Annotated in this window: 17 protein-coding genes; 13 read left to right on the top strand and 4 right to left on the bottom strand. The window is 49.8% G+C overall.

What is annotated here, in order from left to right:
• Positions 1-11: 11 nt before the first annotated feature.
• Together EDF88_RS08595 and acpH are read right to left on the bottom strand one after the other, a co-directional pair.
• Positions 12-614 carry a peroxiredoxin C gene (locus EDF88_RS08595; protein ID WP_034457921.1) on the bottom strand — a complete coding sequence of 201 codons (603 nt, stop codon included), beginning with the start codon at positions 612-614 and terminating at the stop codon, positions 12-14.
• Positions 615-815: 201 nt separating this feature from the next.
• Positions 816-1,397 carry an ACP phosphodiesterase gene (gene acpH, locus EDF88_RS08590; RefSeq protein WP_064516580.1) on the bottom strand — a complete coding sequence of 194 codons (582 nt, stop codon included), beginning with the start codon at positions 1,395-1,397 and terminating at the stop codon, positions 816-818.
• 103 nt (positions 1,398-1,500) lie between these two features.
• On the opposite strand from acpH, the gene queA reads away from it, so the two are divergent.
• The 7 genes from queA to EDF88_RS08555 all read left to right on the top strand — a co-directional run bounded on the left by queA (position 1,501) and on the right by EDF88_RS08555 (position 8,288).
• Positions 1,501-2,571 carry a tRNA preQ1(34) S-adenosylmethionine ribosyltransferase-isomerase QueA gene (gene queA, locus EDF88_RS08585; RefSeq protein WP_064516582.1) on the top strand — a complete coding sequence of 357 codons (1,071 nt, stop codon included), beginning with the start codon at positions 1,501-1,503 and terminating at the stop codon, positions 2,569-2,571.
• Between the two features lie 80 nt (positions 2,572-2,651).
• Positions 2,652-3,779: a tRNA guanosine(34) transglycosylase Tgt gene (tgt, locus tag EDF88_RS08580; RefSeq protein ID WP_064516584.1), complete on the top strand. Its 1,128-nt coding sequence runs from the start codon at positions 2,652-2,654 to the stop codon at positions 3,777-3,779.
• 21 nt (positions 3,780-3,800) lie between these two features.
• Positions 3,801-4,133: a preprotein translocase subunit YajC gene (yajC, locus tag EDF88_RS08575; protein WP_034457929.1), complete on the top strand. Its 333-nt coding sequence runs from the start codon at positions 3,801-3,803 to the stop codon at positions 4,131-4,133.
• A gap of 27 nt (positions 4,134-4,160) precedes the next feature.
• A complete protein-coding gene (secD, locus tag EDF88_RS08570) occupies positions 4,161-6,008 on the top strand; it encodes a protein translocase subunit SecD (protein WP_074392041.1) in 1,848 nt (615 codons plus the stop codon).
• Between the two features lie 10 nt (positions 6,009-6,018).
• On the top strand, positions 6,019-6,990 hold the full coding sequence (gene secF, locus EDF88_RS08565; protein WP_064516589.1) for a protein translocase subunit SecF: 972 nt from the start codon (positions 6,019-6,021) through the stop codon (positions 6,988-6,990).
• A gap of 141 nt (positions 6,991-7,131) precedes the next feature.
• The gene (locus EDF88_RS08560; RefSeq protein WP_064516591.1) at positions 7,132-7,497 is read left to right on the top strand and encodes a VOC family protein; all 366 of its coding nucleotides are present in this window, start codon (positions 7,132-7,134) and stop codon (positions 7,495-7,497) included.
• 71 nt (positions 7,498-7,568) lie between these two features.
• Positions 7,569-8,288 (top strand): YafY family protein, encoded by a 720-nt coding sequence (locus EDF88_RS08555; RefSeq protein ID WP_134184059.1) that lies wholly within the window; start codon positions 7,569-7,571, stop codon positions 8,286-8,288.
• 31 nt (positions 8,289-8,319) lie between these two features.
• Here EDF88_RS08555 and EDF88_RS08550 read toward each other — a convergent pair whose 3' ends face one another.
• The gene (locus tag EDF88_RS08550; protein ID WP_064516594.1) at positions 8,320-9,204 is read right to left on the bottom strand and encodes a nucleoside-specific channel-forming protein Tsx; all 885 of its coding nucleotides are present in this window, start codon (positions 9,202-9,204) and stop codon (positions 8,320-8,322) included.
• 377 nt (positions 9,205-9,581) lie between these two features.
• A complete protein-coding gene (locus EDF88_RS08545; RefSeq protein ID WP_134184057.1) occupies positions 9,582-10,145 on the bottom strand; it encodes a DUF3251 domain-containing protein in 564 nt (187 codons plus the stop codon).
• Between the two features lie 151 nt (positions 10,146-10,296).
• Here EDF88_RS08545 and nrdR point away from each other — a divergent pair, with 151 nt between their 5' ends.
• The 6 genes from nrdR to pgpA all read left to right on the top strand — a co-directional run bounded on the left by nrdR (position 10,297) and on the right by pgpA (position 14,496).
• Complete coding sequence (nrdR, locus tag EDF88_RS08540; protein WP_064516598.1) at positions 10,297-10,746, top strand: transcriptional regulator NrdR; 450 nt, start codon at positions 10,297-10,299, stop codon at positions 10,744-10,746.
• 5 nt (positions 10,747-10,751) lie between these two features.
• Positions 10,752-11,867 carry a bifunctional diaminohydroxyphosphoribosylaminopyrimidine deaminase/5-amino-6-(5-phosphoribosylamino)uracil reductase RibD gene (ribD, locus tag EDF88_RS08535; RefSeq protein ID WP_134184055.1) on the top strand — a complete coding sequence of 372 codons (1,116 nt, stop codon included), beginning with the start codon at positions 10,752-10,754 and terminating at the stop codon, positions 11,865-11,867.
• Between the two features lie 79 nt (positions 11,868-11,946).
• Positions 11,947-12,417, top strand: a complete 471-nt coding sequence (gene ribE, locus EDF88_RS08530) for a 6,7-dimethyl-8-ribityllumazine synthase (protein WP_034457942.1) — start codon at positions 11,947-11,949, stop codon at positions 12,415-12,417.
• Positions 12,418-12,437: 20 nt separating this feature from the next.
• On the top strand, positions 12,438-12,857 hold the full coding sequence (gene nusB, locus EDF88_RS08525; RefSeq protein WP_034457944.1) for a transcription antitermination factor NusB: 420 nt from the start codon (positions 12,438-12,440) through the stop codon (positions 12,855-12,857).
• Between the two features lie 168 nt (positions 12,858-13,025).
• Positions 13,026-14,003, top strand: coding sequence for a thiamine-phosphate kinase (gene thiL, locus EDF88_RS08520; protein ID WP_134184053.1), 978 nt, complete (start codon positions 13,026-13,028; stop codon positions 14,001-14,003).
• A complete protein-coding gene (pgpA, locus tag EDF88_RS08515; protein ID WP_134184051.1) occupies positions 13,990-14,496 on the top strand; it encodes a phosphatidylglycerophosphatase A in 507 nt (168 codons plus the stop codon). Before thiL ends, pgpA begins: the two co-directional genes overlap by 14 nt.
• Position 14,497: the final 1 nt, after the last annotated feature.

The following is a 14,497-nucleotide window of genomic DNA, read 5'->3' as shown; positions in this document are numbered from 1 at the left end:
ACGTTTAGCGATTACAGGCTAGAAACGTTTTCGCTCAGGTATTTAGCAACGCCGTCTGGAGACGCGTTCATGCCTTCTTTACCTTTTTCCCACTGAGCCGGGCACACTTCGCCGTGCTCTTCGTGGAATTGCAGCGCATCAACCATACGCAGCATTTCATCAACGTTACGGCCCAGCGGCAGGTCGTTAACAACCTGGTGACGCACGATACCGTTTTTGTCGATCAGGAAAGAACCACGCAGAGCAACGCCTGCGTCTGGATGTTCGATGCCATAAGCTTTCTGAATTTCACGCTTAATGTCAGCAACCATCGCGTATTTCACTTCGCCGATGCCGCCATTTTCAACAGGGGTTTTACGCCATGCGTTGTGAACGAATTCGGAGTCAAAAGATACACCAACGACTTCTACGCCACGTTTCTGGAATTCTTCGTAACGCTTGTCGAACGCAATCAGTTCAGACGGACAAACGAAAGTGAAGTCCATTGGCCAGAAGAACACAACGGTGGTTTTACCATTGGTGTGTGCTTTGAAGTTGAAGTTCTCAACGATTTCGCCACTACCGAGAACGGCTGCAGCTGTAAAGTCAGGGGCTGGACGAGTAACCAGGACCATATGTACTCCTGTTAATTTTGTTAAAGTGAGTGTTAACGCAACGGGGGGGAGTATAGGGGCGGCAATCCCTCTAACTCAAGCATGCTACGCCAATTAATGAGATAGGATTTACCTATCAAAAAATGAATATTCGCACAGCAGCGATCCAAAATAGCCCTTTTTTATAAAAGGGCAAGAATTTAATCGCAAGGCTGGGATCGCTTACAAATTCTTTTGTTCGGCTAGATTCATCATGCGTGGGTAGAACTGCCAGAACAGATCTTCAAGTGCATCATAGTGAGCATCAAGATCTTGCCAGGAAGCTCGCAAAGCATCAAGTTTTGGTCTACGGCTAGCCATGCCATTGAGAACATTAGCAATAAATGCCATGTCGCTATAACGCTCCATCCAGCGCTCTTGCCACAGATATTGGTTAAGATTGATAAAGCGCGGTGGGGTATCCGATAAGAACGGTTCAATATTGGCGCGAGCGCCGGAGATAAACTCTGGGAGCGAGATGTCCGGGCTTAGCGTTTGCCAATGGCGTGAAACGAAATGATCCCACATGACATCCAGCGTAATTGGTGCGACTCGGCGTGTTTCAGGGCGGAACCATTGACGTGCAATCGCCACTTCCGGTAAACCATCGGTCAGAACATCCACACGGCGGTGCATTCGGATGCCAGCCACCACATCGCCTGGAAAACTTTCATCCGGGTTGCCACGTACGAAATCAGCCAGCAAATTACCCAAGAGTGAGCTGTCAGCAAGGCTTGCGAGATGTAAATGGGCGAGAAAATTCATAATAACCTTATTCGTAAATAGCGTAAGGGCGGCTTATTCCTTGCAGGGAAAGTCCCCTGGCACTAGACTGTAGCGCCACTTTTTAAGTCTTGAGTTCTAAACCATGCGCGTTGCCGATTTTTCCTTTGAATTACCTGATTCCTTGATTGCTCATTATCCACAAGCACAGCGTAGTGGGTGTCGTTTGCTGTCGCTGGAAGGGCCGACGGGTAATTTAACGCATGGCACTTTCACCGATTTGCTCGACAAGCTCAACCCTGGAGATTTGCTGGTCTTTAACAATACCCGCGTAATCCCGGCGCGCCTTTTTGGCCGTAAAGCGAGCGGCGGTAAGATTGAAGTGCTGGTCGAGCGCATGCTTGATGACAAACGTATTCTGGCGCATATCCGTGCTTCTAAAGCACCGAAACCGGGCGCTGAGTTGTTGTTGGGCGATGATGAAAGCGTACATGCCACTATGGTTGCGCGCCACGATGCGCTGTTCGAAGTGCAGTTTGAAGACGACCGCAGCGTGCTGGATATTTTAAACAGTATCGGCCATATGCCATTGCCACCGTATATTGACCGCCCGGATGAAGAATCTGACCGTGAGCTGTACCAGACGGTATATAGCCAGAAACCAGGTGCGGTTGCGGCTCCGACTGCGGGTCTGCACTTTGATGAGCCGTTGCTGGAAGCGCTGCGCAGCAAGGGTATTGAGCAGGCGTTTGTCACGCTGCACGTAGGAGCCGGGACATTCCAGCCAGTGCGCGTTGATAGCATCGAAGACCACATCATGCATTCCGAATATGCGGAAGTGCCTCAAGATGTCGTTGATGCCGTATTAGCCTGTAAAGCACGTGGTAATCGCGTTATCGCGGTTGGCACGACATCAGTCCGTTCGTTAGAAAGCGCGGCTCAGGCAGCAAAAAATGACCTTATCGAACCTTTCTTCGGCGACACACAAATTTTCATCTATCCAGGTTATCAATACAAAGTGATTGATGCACTGGTGACCAATTTCCACCTGCCGGAATCGACTCTGATCATGCTGGTTTCTGCGTTTGCTGGTTATAAAAACACCATGAACGCCTATAAAGAAGCCGTAAGTTCCGAATATCGCTTTTTTAGTTACGGGGATGCCATGTTCATCACGTACAATCCGCAGGCTATTGATGAGCGCCCAGGCGCGTAATCACTAAATTCTACGCCGCCGGTTATTCCGACGGCGTTTTGTCTTAACCATCAGACTGTTTCTCTGATGCTGGAGGAAATGTGAAATTTGAATTAGATACTACCGACGGACGCGCTCGTCGTGGCCGTCTGGTGTTCGACCGTGGCGTTGTAGAAACGCCTGCGTTCATGCCTGTTGGCACTTACGGCACCGTAAAAGGGATGACGCCGGAAGAAGTTGAAGCCACTGGCGCGCAAATTATTCTGGGTAACACCTTCCACCTGTGGTTGCGTCCTGGCCAGGAAATCATGAAGTTGCACGGCGACTTACATGACTTTATGCAGTGGAAAGGCCCAATTCTGACTGACTCCGGCGGTTTCCAGGTCTTTAGCCTTGGTGACATCCGTAAGATTACCGAAGCTGGTGTGCACTTCCGTAACCCTATCAACGGCGATGCAATTTTCCTCGATCCAGAAAAATCTATGGAAATTCAATACGATCTCGGTTCCGATATCGTAATGATCTTCGATGAATGTACGCCTTATCCAGCAGACTGGGATTACGCTAAGCGCTCAATGGAGATGTCTCTGCGTTGGGCACAGCGTAGTCGCGATCGCTTTGATTCTCTTGAGAATAAAAATGCGCTGTTCGGTATTATTCAGGGCAGTGTTTACGAAGATTTACGAGATATCTCGGTAAAAGGTCTGGTAGAGATTGGCTTTGATGGCTACGCTGTCGGCGGCCTGGCTGTAGGTGAACCGAAGGAAGACATGCACCGTATTCTGGAACATGTTTGCCCGCAAATCCCTGCTGACAAGCCACGTTACCTGATGGGCGTAGGGAAACCGGAAGACTTGGTTGAAGGTGTTCGTCGCGGTATTGATATGTTCGACTGCGTGATGCCAACCCGTAACGCACGTAATGGTCATCTCTTCGTTACTGATGGCGTGGTGAAAATCCGTAATGCGAAGCATAAAGATGACACTTCGACGCTGGATTCTGAGTGTGATTGCTATACGTGTCGCAATTATTCACGTGCCTACTTGTATCATCTTGACCGTTGCAACGAAATACTCGGTGCACGCCTCAATACGATTCATAACTTGCGCTATTACCAGCGTTTAATGGCAGGTTTACGCAAGGCCATTGAAGAGGGTAAATTAGAGCAGTTCGTGAGTGATTTTTACGAGCGAATCGGTAAACCAGTTCCACCTTTGAATGTTGATTAATTTAATAATGAGGGATTTTTAATGAGCTTTATCATTTCTGATGCGGTTGCTGCAACAGGTGCTCCGGCGCAGGGTAGCCCGTACTCTTTGATTCTTATGCTGGTGGTATTTGGTCTGATCTTCTATTTCATGATCTTGCGCCCACAGCAAAAACGTACCAAAGAGCATAAAAAGCTGATGGACTCCATCTCTAAAGGGGATGAAGTACTGACTACTGGTGGTCTGGTTGGTCGCGTAGTGAAAGTAGCTGAAACTGGCTATATCTCTATCGCGTTGAACGACACCACTGAAGTGGTTATCAAGCGTGATTTCGTAGCTGCCGTTCTGCCGAAAGGCACTATGAAGGCGCTGTAATATTCGTTTTTCCCTAAGGGAACTACCGTGCTAAACCGCTATCCTTTGTGGAAGTACATCATGCTGATCGTCGTGTTTATCGTCGGTCTGCTATACGCACTTCCCAACCTATATGGTGAGGATCCGGCAGTTCAGATCACTGGCGCGCGCGGCGTCGCCGCCAGTGAGCAAACGCTGATCCAGGTCCAGAACACCTTAAACGCAGAAAAAATCCCCGCTAAGTCTGTGGCCCTGGAAGAGGGTGCGATTCTTGCACGCTTTGACACCACTGATACGCAGCTTCGTGCTCGTGAGGCTCTGATGAGCGTCCTTGGCGATAAATACGTTGTGGCACTTAACTTAGCTGCGGCGACTCCTCGCTGGTTATCCGCTATTTCCGCAGAACCGATGAAACTCGGTCTGGATCTACGTGGTGGCGTGCACTTCCTGATGGAAGTGGACATGGATACCGCGCTGAGCAAGTTGCAGGAACAAACCATTGATAACCTGCGTAGCGATCTTCGCGATAAGAGCATTGCGTACACCAACGTGCGTAAAGCCGATAACTATGGCGTCAATGTTGTTTTCCGTGACAGCCAAACGCGTGATCAAGCTATCTCCTATTTAACTCCACGCCATCGTGATCTGGTGATTTCTGCTCAAGGCAGCAACGCAATGCGTGCTGTAATGACAGATGCTCGCCTGAGTGAAGCGCGTGAGTATGCCGTTCAACAGAACATCAATATTCTGCGTAACCGTGTAAACCAACTGGGTGTTGCTGAACCATTGGTACAGCGTCAGGGTGCGGATCGTATTGTTGTTGAACTGCCAGGTATTCAAGATACTGCGCGTGCGAAAGAGATTCTTGGCGCGACTGCAACGCTTGAATTCCGTTTGGTCAACACTAACGTGGATGCTTCCGCTGCGGCTTCTGGCCGTGTACCGGGTGATTCCGAAGTGAAAGATACCCGTGAAGGTCAACCGGTTGTCCTGTACAAACGTGTGATTCTGACCGGTGACCATATCACCGACTCCACTTCCAGCACCGATGAATACAACCAGGCCCAGGTGAATATTTCACTCGATAGCGCTGGCGGTAACATCATGTCTAACTTCACTAAGGACAACATCGGAAAACCGATGGCAACTCTTTTTGTGGAGTACAAAGACAGCGGTAAGAAAGATGCTACTGGTCGTGCGATTCTGGCGAAGCAAGAAGAAGTTATTAACGTGGCGAACATTCAGTCGCGTCTGGGTAACAGCTTCCGTATCACAGGTATCAGCAATCCAAATGAAGCTCGCCAGCTTTCTCTGCTGTTGCGTGCGGGTGCATTGATTGCGCCAATTCAGATTGTTGAAGAGCGTACCATCGGCCCAACTTTGGGTATGGAAAACATCAAGCAAGGTCTGGAAGCGTGTCTGGCAGGTCTGGCCGTTTCAATCCTCTTTATGCTGTTCTTCTATAAGAAGTTTGGCCTGATTGCGACCTCTGCACTGTTGGTTAACCTGGTAATGATTGTTGGGATTATGTCCCTGCTGCCAGGGGCAACGCTTACCATGCCAGGGATTGCGGGGATCGTATTAACCCTTGCCGTCGCCGTCGATGCCAACGTACTGATAAACGAACGTATTAAGGAAGAACTTAGTAACGGACGTTCGGTGCAACAGGCTATCCACGAGGGCTACCAGGGCGCGTTCAGCTCTATTTTCGATGCCAACATCACGACGCTTATCAAGGTCATCATCCTGTATGCCGTAGGCACCGGGGCAATTAAAGGCTTTGCGATCACAACCGGTATTGGTGTGGCGACGTCCATGTTTACCGCAATCGTCGGTACCCGTGCCATCGTAAACCTGTTGTACGGCGGCAAACGCATCAACAAGCTGTCTATCTGAGGAGTGCGTTGTGGCACAGGAATATACTGTTGAACAATTGAACTACGGCCGTAGAGTCCATGACTTTATGCGCTGGGATTTCTGGGCTTTCGGTATCTCCGGGTTCCTGCTAATCCTTTCTCTCGCCATTATCGGCGTGAAAGGTTTTAACTGGGGTCTGGATTTCACCGGCGGTACGGTTATCGAAATCTCGCTGGAAAAACCAGCGGATTTAGACCAAATGCGTGAAGCGTTGCAGAAAGCGGGCTTTGCAGATCCGCTGGTGCAGAACTTCGGTAGCAGCCGTGACATTATGGTACGTATGCCACCTGCCAAAGGGGAAACCGGTGGGCAGGTGTTGGGTAGCAAAGTCGTTAGCGTAATTAACGAAGCAACCAGCCAAAATGCCGGAATAAAGCGTATTGAGTTTGTTGGCCCGAGTGTGGGTGCCGATCTTGCTCAAAACGGTGCTCTGGCACTGCTTGCCGCGCTGCTTTCCATCCTGGTATATGTTGGATTCCGCTTTGAGTGGCGTCTGGCGGCTGGTGTGGTTATCGCACTGATGCACGACGTGATCATAACTTTGGGCGTACTGTCGCTATTCCATATTGAGATAGACTTAACCATCGTCGCGTCGTTGATGTCGGTTATCGGCTACTCACTGAATGACAGTATCGTAGTATCTGACCGTATTCGTGAAAACTTCCGTAAGATTCGTCGCGGAACGCCTTACGAAATCTTCAACGTTTCTTTGACGCAGACTCTGCATCGTACGTTGATTACATCCGGTACTACGTTGGTTGTGATTCTGATGCTGTATCTGTTCGGTGGGGCGATGCTGAAAGGCTTCTCACTGACCATGCTTATCGGTGTTTCTATCGGTACTGTTTCTTCTATCTACGTGGCGTCTGCACTGGCGTTGAAACTGGGCATGAAGCGTGAGCACATGTTGCAGCAGAAAGTAGAGAAAGAAGGCGCGGATCAACCGTCGATTCTGCCTTAACCTTTAGGGTTTCGCTGAAAGCTAAAACCGCAGCCATCGTGCTGCGGTTTTTTTTCGCCTGAGTAAAAGTCTCCTGACAGTATGCTGTCAGGAGGGGCTCGTTAGACTCTTCGATGAACCCTATCAATGAGGAGCAAACACATGGACACCATCATCAACTGGTTTGAAATTCCGGTACAGGATCTGGAACGAGCAACAGCTTTTTATGAAGCTGTTTTTGCGACTGAATTTCGCCGCGAAAGTATGTCTGGCATGGAGATGGCTATCTTCCCGCATACCAAGCCGAATCCCGGCGGGGCACTATTGAAATCCGATGCGTTTAAACCTGCTGCACAGGGAACCGTTGTTTATCTTCATGCACCTGATTTAGCCGCCATGCTTGAGCGTGTGGTTAAAGCCGGAGGCGAATGCGTATTCGGCCCGCAAGAACTCCCGGATGACATTGGGACTTTTGCGCTTATCGTCGACAGTGAAGGGAATCGTGTCGGGTTACATCAACCGGTTTGACTCCCGGTATATACTGAATGACAAACGCCTGCCGGACATTCTGGCAGGCATTACTCTTTTGAAATAACGCCATGAGCCGAAGAGCAGACCGCCTTTTTCAAATCGTCCAGATCCTGCGTGGGCGTCGTATTTCCACGGCAGCGTTACTTGCCGAACGCCTTGAGGTTTCTGAACGCACCATTTATCGCGATATCCGCGACCTTTCACTTTCCGGTGTTCCCATTGAAGGTGAGGCTGGCTGCGGCTACCGATTATTACCGGGCTATGATTTGCCACCGCTGATGTTTACGGCGAACGAAGTGGAAGCGCTCGTGGCCGCGATTCGTCTGCTGCAAACATGGAGCGGTGAAACGCTGGCGCAGGCTGCCGGAACGGCAGAAGAAAAGCTGCTTGGTGTACTCACCCCACAGCGACGGGCGGTTGCGGAGCGCTGCCGCATCCTTTCGCCTGATTTTAATAAATATCCGCAGGTCAAAACGTGGTTTGATGTTTTTCATCGCGCAATTGGCCAGCTTCAAGTACTGCGCATCGACTATGAAGATCATAAGGGGAAAGTGTCGAGCCGCAATATACACCCGCTTGGGCTGACATTTTGGGGAGAAGTCTGGCTGCTGGTAGCCTGGTGTGAAACGCGTGAAGATTACCGCAGTTTTCGCCTGGATCGCTGTTTGTCTGTGGCCCCCACGGGGCTGCATTTTTCGGAGCGGCCCGACCGTTCTTTAAATCATTTTATTCAGTTGCAGCAAAATGAAGGCTGTCTTCCAGAAACAAAAAAGCCGACCGGCAAATAGCGGATCGGCTTTTTAAGGATTCAGACAGCTATTAGAAGTTGTAACCAACCACTAAGTAACCACCCCAACCGGTAGAGCGAACGCTGAAATCACCGTTACCGAAGTTCAGGCTTGCGTCGTCATTCCACTGGCCACCGTTGTGCCAGTAACGGGCAACAACTGCATAGTGGAAGTGATCGTAGTTCAGAGACAGGATGTGGCTGGATGCGATGGAATCACTGGTACGAGCATGCTTGCCGTTGTTATCCATGAAGTTGTCATCGCCCAGGTCTGAGCCCCAGTCGAAGTTGGTGAAACCGATGTAGCTCAGGTTACCGCCCCACAGGGAAGTAATCGGTACAAAGTATTTCACTTTGAAGCGGTAGCCATCCCACTCGTTTTCGTTGGATGCGCCATAGTTCTGCCATTGGTATTTCGCGTACACGTTCATGGACAGGCTCATTGGCAGGCCAGTGTCGATGTCGGTACCCAGACCCATGTACCAGGTGCTCTGGCGGCCATCTTTGTTGCGACCCATATCGTAGATATAGTTGTTTGCAACATACCATTCTTTGAACGGACCGAAGCTCAGGTCAGTGCCAGTCAGCTTGTCGATAGAGAAACGCGGTTCGATTTCCATAAACAGTGGAGAACCGTGGTTCCAGATACCTTTCGCATCAGTGTTACCACCGAAGAATACTGGCGCATCCATGTAACCATAGAAGTCGAACCAGTCTTTCTTAGCGAAAGCTTCATATTCCAGGTAGGTATCGTTACGGATTTGTGGTCCGAAACGGGTGTGGTAGCTGCCCACAACGTTAACGCTTTGGTGCCACCAATCAGAAAGGTATTCGGTATTTTTTGTTTCTTCAGCCTGAGCCGTGAAAGAGCTTGAAAGCGCCAGGACGGTGCTAGCCGCCAAAATAATTTTTTTCATTTTATATGCCACTGTTTTTTACATGGATCCCGTGAGGGCAGGAGGTGTTTTATCACCTAAGGTCATCAACCATTAACTTGGCTTTTTATTGACGCGCCTATTATAGAAATCCCTGCTCACAAAAATATGTTTCATTTCACATTATCGTTAAGTACGTAATCGATTGCGTTCTCAATTGCGCACATTAAAAACGGGCGAGATTCTACCTGCTTCTGAAATTTAAGCAAATAGATGGTCCGTTGTTACAGGTATATGTGATTAAGATCACTAGATTTATTCTTTGAAGTGAAAGGTGCTGATCGTGTTTCATTTGTTTAGTTGTAACAAAAAACGCAGATGTTACTGAGGGTTACCCCCGCAAGCACGAGGGCAATTATCTATTGTTGGGCTGGTAGTGCCTGCGAAGGGTCGACTGGTTGTATATCGTGAATTCTCACAAAACCTAATTGTTCAGGCGAAAGTCCTGAAAGCAACAACGGGATACTGACATCGCTCGGTGCCAGCACGCTCGCAGGAGCACTGAATTGCTGTGACTGGACGTTCACTTCCTGGTAGTTATCCGTAGTGCCCTGAATTTGTCCCCATTCTACTTTGCCGGTAAAAGCGGGCAGAGGATCGTTGGACTCGCCTTTGATAACGAGCATCACACGGCTGCCATTTGCTTCTGGAGTCATGCTGCTCAGCGACATTTGCAAATTACCTAACTGACTATTCAGGCGTGCCGGAGTTTTAGAACCTGGTAACAAGTAGACGCCAGTAGTTGATTTCGCATTCAGCGCATTTTGTTGCGTCAGCTTGATTGTCTGGTCAGTGAGCTTTGTCATTTCTTTATTCAGTGAACCCACTTCACTCTTCATTTGATGAACTTCAGTTTGTTGCGCGCAGGCGCTGAGGCTCACCAGGCTGCTAACCAGGAGTATTCTTAGGTAACTCTTTGTCATCGCTAATTTTTCCTTGAGGTTTTGTCCTGATTTAAGCGTAGCTTGTCGCTAATGAAAAGTCATATTTGTTGGGATGATGTGGCGTTACCTTTGTACTCCCGCTACTTCGCGGTAAACTATTGTTCATTTGAATAATCCTTCAGGACGCGCCATGCATTGCCCATTCTGTTTCGCAGTAGACACCAAAGTGATTGATTCCCGGCTTGTCGGCGAAGGGTCATCCGTGCGTCGTCGCCGCCAGTGCCTGGTTTGTCATGAACGCTTCACAACTTTTGAAGTGGCGGAACTAGTGATGCCACGCGTCGTGAAAAGTAATGATGTTCGCGAACCGTTTAATGAAGACAAGCTACGTAGCGGTATTTTAAAAGCACTGGAAAAACGCCCAGTGAGCTCTGACGACGTTGAAATGGCAGTAAACCACATCAAATCCCAATTGCGTGGCACAGGCGAGCGTGAAGTACCAAGCAAAATGATCGGCAATCTGGTAATGGAACAGCTTAAGAAACTCGATAAAGTGGCGTATATCCGCTTTGCTTCGGTTTATCGCAGCTTTGAAGATATCCGCGAGTTTGGCGAAGAAATTGCCCGTTTACAGGATTAATGCTGATGTCGCTTGATGAAAAGTTTATGGCTCGCGCGCTGCAATTGGCAAAGCGTGGCCGTTTTACTACTATGCCAAACCCCAATGTTGGCTGCGTGATTGCTAAAGATGGCGAAATTGTTGGTGAAGGTTTCCACTTTCGTGCGGGCGAACCTCATGCAGAAGTTCACGCGTTGCGTATGGCGGGTGACAAAGCACAAGGTGCTACGGCGTATGTCACGCTGGAGCCATGCAGTCATCACGGTCGCACACCTCCGTGCTGCGATGCGTTAATTGCGGCTGGTGTTTCGCGTGTGGTTGCCGCGATGCAAGACCCGAATCCACAAGTTGCCGGGCGTGGTTTGTACCGCCTGAAAGAAGCGGGCATTGAAGTCAGCCATGGTTTGATGATGAACGAAGCTGAGGTCATTAACCGTGGCTTCCTGAAACGTATGCGCACTGGCTTCCCATATATCCAACTTAAACTTGGCGCGTCGCTGGACGGGCGCACCGCGATGGCAAGTGGTGAAAGTCAGTGGATCACTTCGCCTGAGTCACGCCGTGATGTGCAGCGCTTGCGTGCGCAAAGTGCAGCTATTCTAAGCAGCAGTGCAACGGTGTTGGCTGACGATCCGTCTTTAACTGTGCGTTGGAATGAATTAGACAGCGCGACTCAGGCCGTTTACGCCGAAGAAAACTTACGCCAGCCAACGCGCATTATTCTCGATCGTGGAAATCTCGTGACGCCGCACCACAAAATTATCGCTCAGGCAGGTGAAACCTGGCTTGCACGTTGTAAAGCGGATGAGCAAATATGGCCTAATGGTGTTGAGCAATTTATCGTACCAGAGCATAACGGTCATCTCGATTTGGTCGTCATGATGATGCTACTGGGCAAACGCCAGGTGAATTCCATTTGGGTGGAAGCGGGCGCAACACTTGGTGGGGCGCTACTTCAAGCTGGTCTGGTTGATGAGTTGATTGTGTATGTAGCACCGAAATTATTAGGTAACGACGCACGTGGCTTATGTAACCTGCCAGGGCTTGAAAAATTAGCCGATGCGCCAGAATTTAGCTTTAGTGAAGTCCGTCAGGTCGGCCCTGATTTGTGCCTGCATTTAACGCCGCGATACAGTCGCTAGTAAAACGTAAGCGGGCACGAAAAGTTTATGATAAAATCCGCCCCCCTAACGGGGCTAAACAGAACCGTAAAGGAAGAATATGAACATCATTGAAGCAGCCGTTGCTACTCCAGACGCTCGCGTCGCCATCACCATCGCGCGTTTTAACAACTTCATCAATGACAGCCTGCTGGATGGTGCGCTTGACGCCCTGAAACGTATCGGCCAGGTTAAAGATGAAAATATCACCGTGGTCTGGGTTCCGGGTGCTTACGAGTTGCCACTGGCGGCAGATGCACTGGCGAAAACCGGTAATTATGACGCGGTGATTGCGCTGGGTACGGTTATCCGTGGCGGCACAGCTCACTTTGAATATGTTGCTGGTGGTGCCAGCAATGGCCTGGCACATGTTGCGCAGGAAAGTGGTATTCCAGTCGCCTTTGGCGTGCTGACCACCGAAAGTATTGAACAAGCCATCGAACGCGCTGGCACAAAAGCCGGTAACAAGGGTGCAGAAGCTGCACTGACCGCGCTTGAAATGATTAATGTATTGAAAGCCATCAAGGCCTGATTTTTTGTAAGGGGAAATCTGTGAAACCTGCTGCTCGTCGCCGTGCCCGTGAGTGTGCCGTTCAGGCGCTATACTCCTGGCAGTTATCTCGAAATGACATCGCTGATGTCGAATACCAGTTCCTGGCTGAACAGGACGTCAAAGACGTTGACGTTAACTACTTCCGCGAACTGTTGGTCGGGGTGGCTACTAACAGCGCGTATCTGGATGGGCTAATGAAGCCTTACCTGTCTCGCCAGCTCGAAGAGTTGGGTCAGGTAGAAAAAGCGGTTCTGCGTATTGCACTGTTTGAATTGGCTAAACGTGATGACGTGCCATACAAAGTGGCAATCAACGAAGCCATTGATCTTGCGAAAACCTTCGGTGCCGAAGACAGCCACAAGTTCGTCAATGGTGTGCTTGATAAAGCTGCTCCACAGATTCGTCCCCGCAAAAAGTAATCTTCTGGCCGGTGATTATTCATGAGTTTTTGAGCTACAGCTAACAACGCTGTAGCCTAAAGAATACTGAATACCCGGCCTTTTTTTATTCTATATCCGTTAGCATTCAAGTTGCAGCGAACACCCCTGCAGCTTGCAGAATGATGGGTATATTCAGAGGCGTAACGAATGGCATGCGGTGAGTTTTCCTTAATTGCCCGTTATTTTGATCGCGTAAGCAGTTCCCGTCGCGATGTGGAAACCGGAATCGGCGATGATTGTGCATTGCTGACGGTAGCCGAGAAGCAACTTTTAGCGATAAGCACTGATACGCTAGTCTCAGGCATCCACTTCCTGCCGGATATCGATCCCCGCGATTTGGGCTACAAAGCTCTGGCTGTTAATCTAAGCGATTTGGCTGCTATGGGCGCCGATCCGGCCTGGCTGACGCTGGCTATTACCCTTCCTGAAGTCGATGAAAGCTGGCTTGAAGCCTTCAGCGATAGTCTGTTTGAACAACTCGAATACTACGATATGCAGCTGATCGGCGGTGATACCACACGTGGTCCGCTCGCAATGACGCTGGGTATTCATGGTCTCGTGCCGGTGGGGCGTGCGCTTAAACGAAGTGGCGCGCGGCCAGGTGACTGGATCTACGTCACGGGTACGCCGGGCGACAGCGCAGCTGGCCTGGCCATTTTGCAGGATCGCTTAGTGGTTAAAGATCCCGCGCAAGCTGCATATCTTAAAAAGCGCCATTTGCGCCCAACTCCTCGCGTGCTGCACGGGCAGGCCTTGCGTGATCTCGCCAGCAGCGCAATTGACCTCTCTGACGGGCTAATCTCTGATTTAGGTCATATTCTTAAAGCAAGCGGATGTGGAGCGCGCATAGATCTCGATGCTCTGCCATATTCGACCGCCTTGAAAACTAACGTCAGCGCTGAACTCGGGTTGCAATGGGCGCTTTCTGGCGGAGAAGATTACGAGCTGTGCTTTACCGTGCCGGAACTCAATCGTGGTGCCCTGGATGTCGCTATTGGCAATCTTGGAATTCCATTTACTTGCATCGGCCAGGTTGCGCCTGAGTCTGAAGGGCTGCAGTTCTTGCAAAATGGCAAACCGGTTACGCTGGATTTAAAAGGATACGATCACTTTGCCTCGCGCTAAAGATGTGGCTAAAAGCCGTCTCAAACTCAGCAATCCCTGGCATTTGCTTGCCACTGGTTTTGGCAGTGGCTTAAGTCCAATAATGCCGGGTACCGTGGGGTCGCTTGCAGCGATCCCATTGTGGTATCTGATGACATTTTTGCCATGGCAGCTCTATTCCATGGTCATCATGCTTGGTATTTGTATTGGTGTTTATCTGTGCCACCAGACCGCACGTGATATGGGGGTTCATGACCACGGCAGTATAGTGTGGGATGAATTCATCGGCATGTGGATTACGCTGATGGCGCTGCCAATCAACGACTGGCGCTGGGTTGCCGCAGGCTTTTTGGTATTCCGAATTCTCGATATCTGGAAGCCGTGGCCAATCCGTTGGTTTGACCGTAACGTGCATGGAGGTATGGGGATCATGGTGGATGACATTGTCGCCGGGGTGTTCTCCGCGGGAATAATCTATGTGATTGGTCACCACTGGCCGATTGGCTTGTTCTGAT

Source organism: Buttiauxella sp. BIGb0552 (assembly GCF_004366275.1).
In the GTDB taxonomy this organism is placed as follows: domain Bacteria; phylum Pseudomonadota; class Gammaproteobacteria; order Enterobacterales; family Enterobacteriaceae; genus Buttiauxella; species Buttiauxella gaviniae.
This window is presented reverse-complemented; position numbering and strand designations above follow the sequence as displayed.

Coding starts and splice junctions, on each gene's coding strand:
- EDF88_RS08595 (WP_034457921.1), bottom strand. CDS start 614: ATGGTCCTGGTTACTCGTCCAGCCCCTGACTTTACAGCTGCAGCCGTT.
- acpH (WP_064516580.1), bottom strand. CDS start 1,397: ATGAATTTTCTCGCCCATTTACATCTCGCAAGCCTTGCTGACAGCTCA.
- queA (WP_064516582.1), top strand. CDS start 1,501: ATGCGCGTTGCCGATTTTTCCTTTGAATTACCTGATTCCTTGATTGCT.
- yajC (WP_034457929.1), top strand. CDS start 3,801: ATGAGCTTTATCATTTCTGATGCGGTTGCTGCAACAGGTGCTCCGGCG.
- EDF88_RS08560 (WP_064516591.1), top strand. CDS start 7,132: ATGGACACCATCATCAACTGGTTTGAAATTCCGGTACAGGATCTGGAA.
- EDF88_RS08555 (WP_134184059.1), top strand. CDS start 7,569: ATGAGCCGAAGAGCAGACCGCCTTTTTCAAATCGTCCAGATCCTGCGT.
- EDF88_RS08550 (WP_064516594.1), bottom strand. CDS start 9,204: ATGAAAAAAATTATTTTGGCGGCTAGCACCGTCCTGGCGCTTTCAAGC.
- EDF88_RS08545 (WP_134184057.1), bottom strand. CDS start 10,145: ATGACAAAGAGTTACCTAAGAATACTCCTGGTTAGCAGCCTGGTGAGC.
- nrdR (WP_064516598.1), top strand. CDS start 10,297: ATGCATTGCCCATTCTGTTTCGCAGTAGACACCAAAGTGATTGATTCC.
- ribD (WP_134184055.1), top strand. CDS start 10,752: ATGTCGCTTGATGAAAAGTTTATGGCTCGCGCGCTGCAATTGGCAAAG.
- ribE (WP_034457942.1), top strand. CDS start 11,947: ATGAACATCATTGAAGCAGCCGTTGCTACTCCAGACGCTCGCGTCGCC.
- thiL (WP_134184053.1), top strand. CDS start 13,026: ATGGCATGCGGTGAGTTTTCCTTAATTGCCCGTTATTTTGATCGCGTA.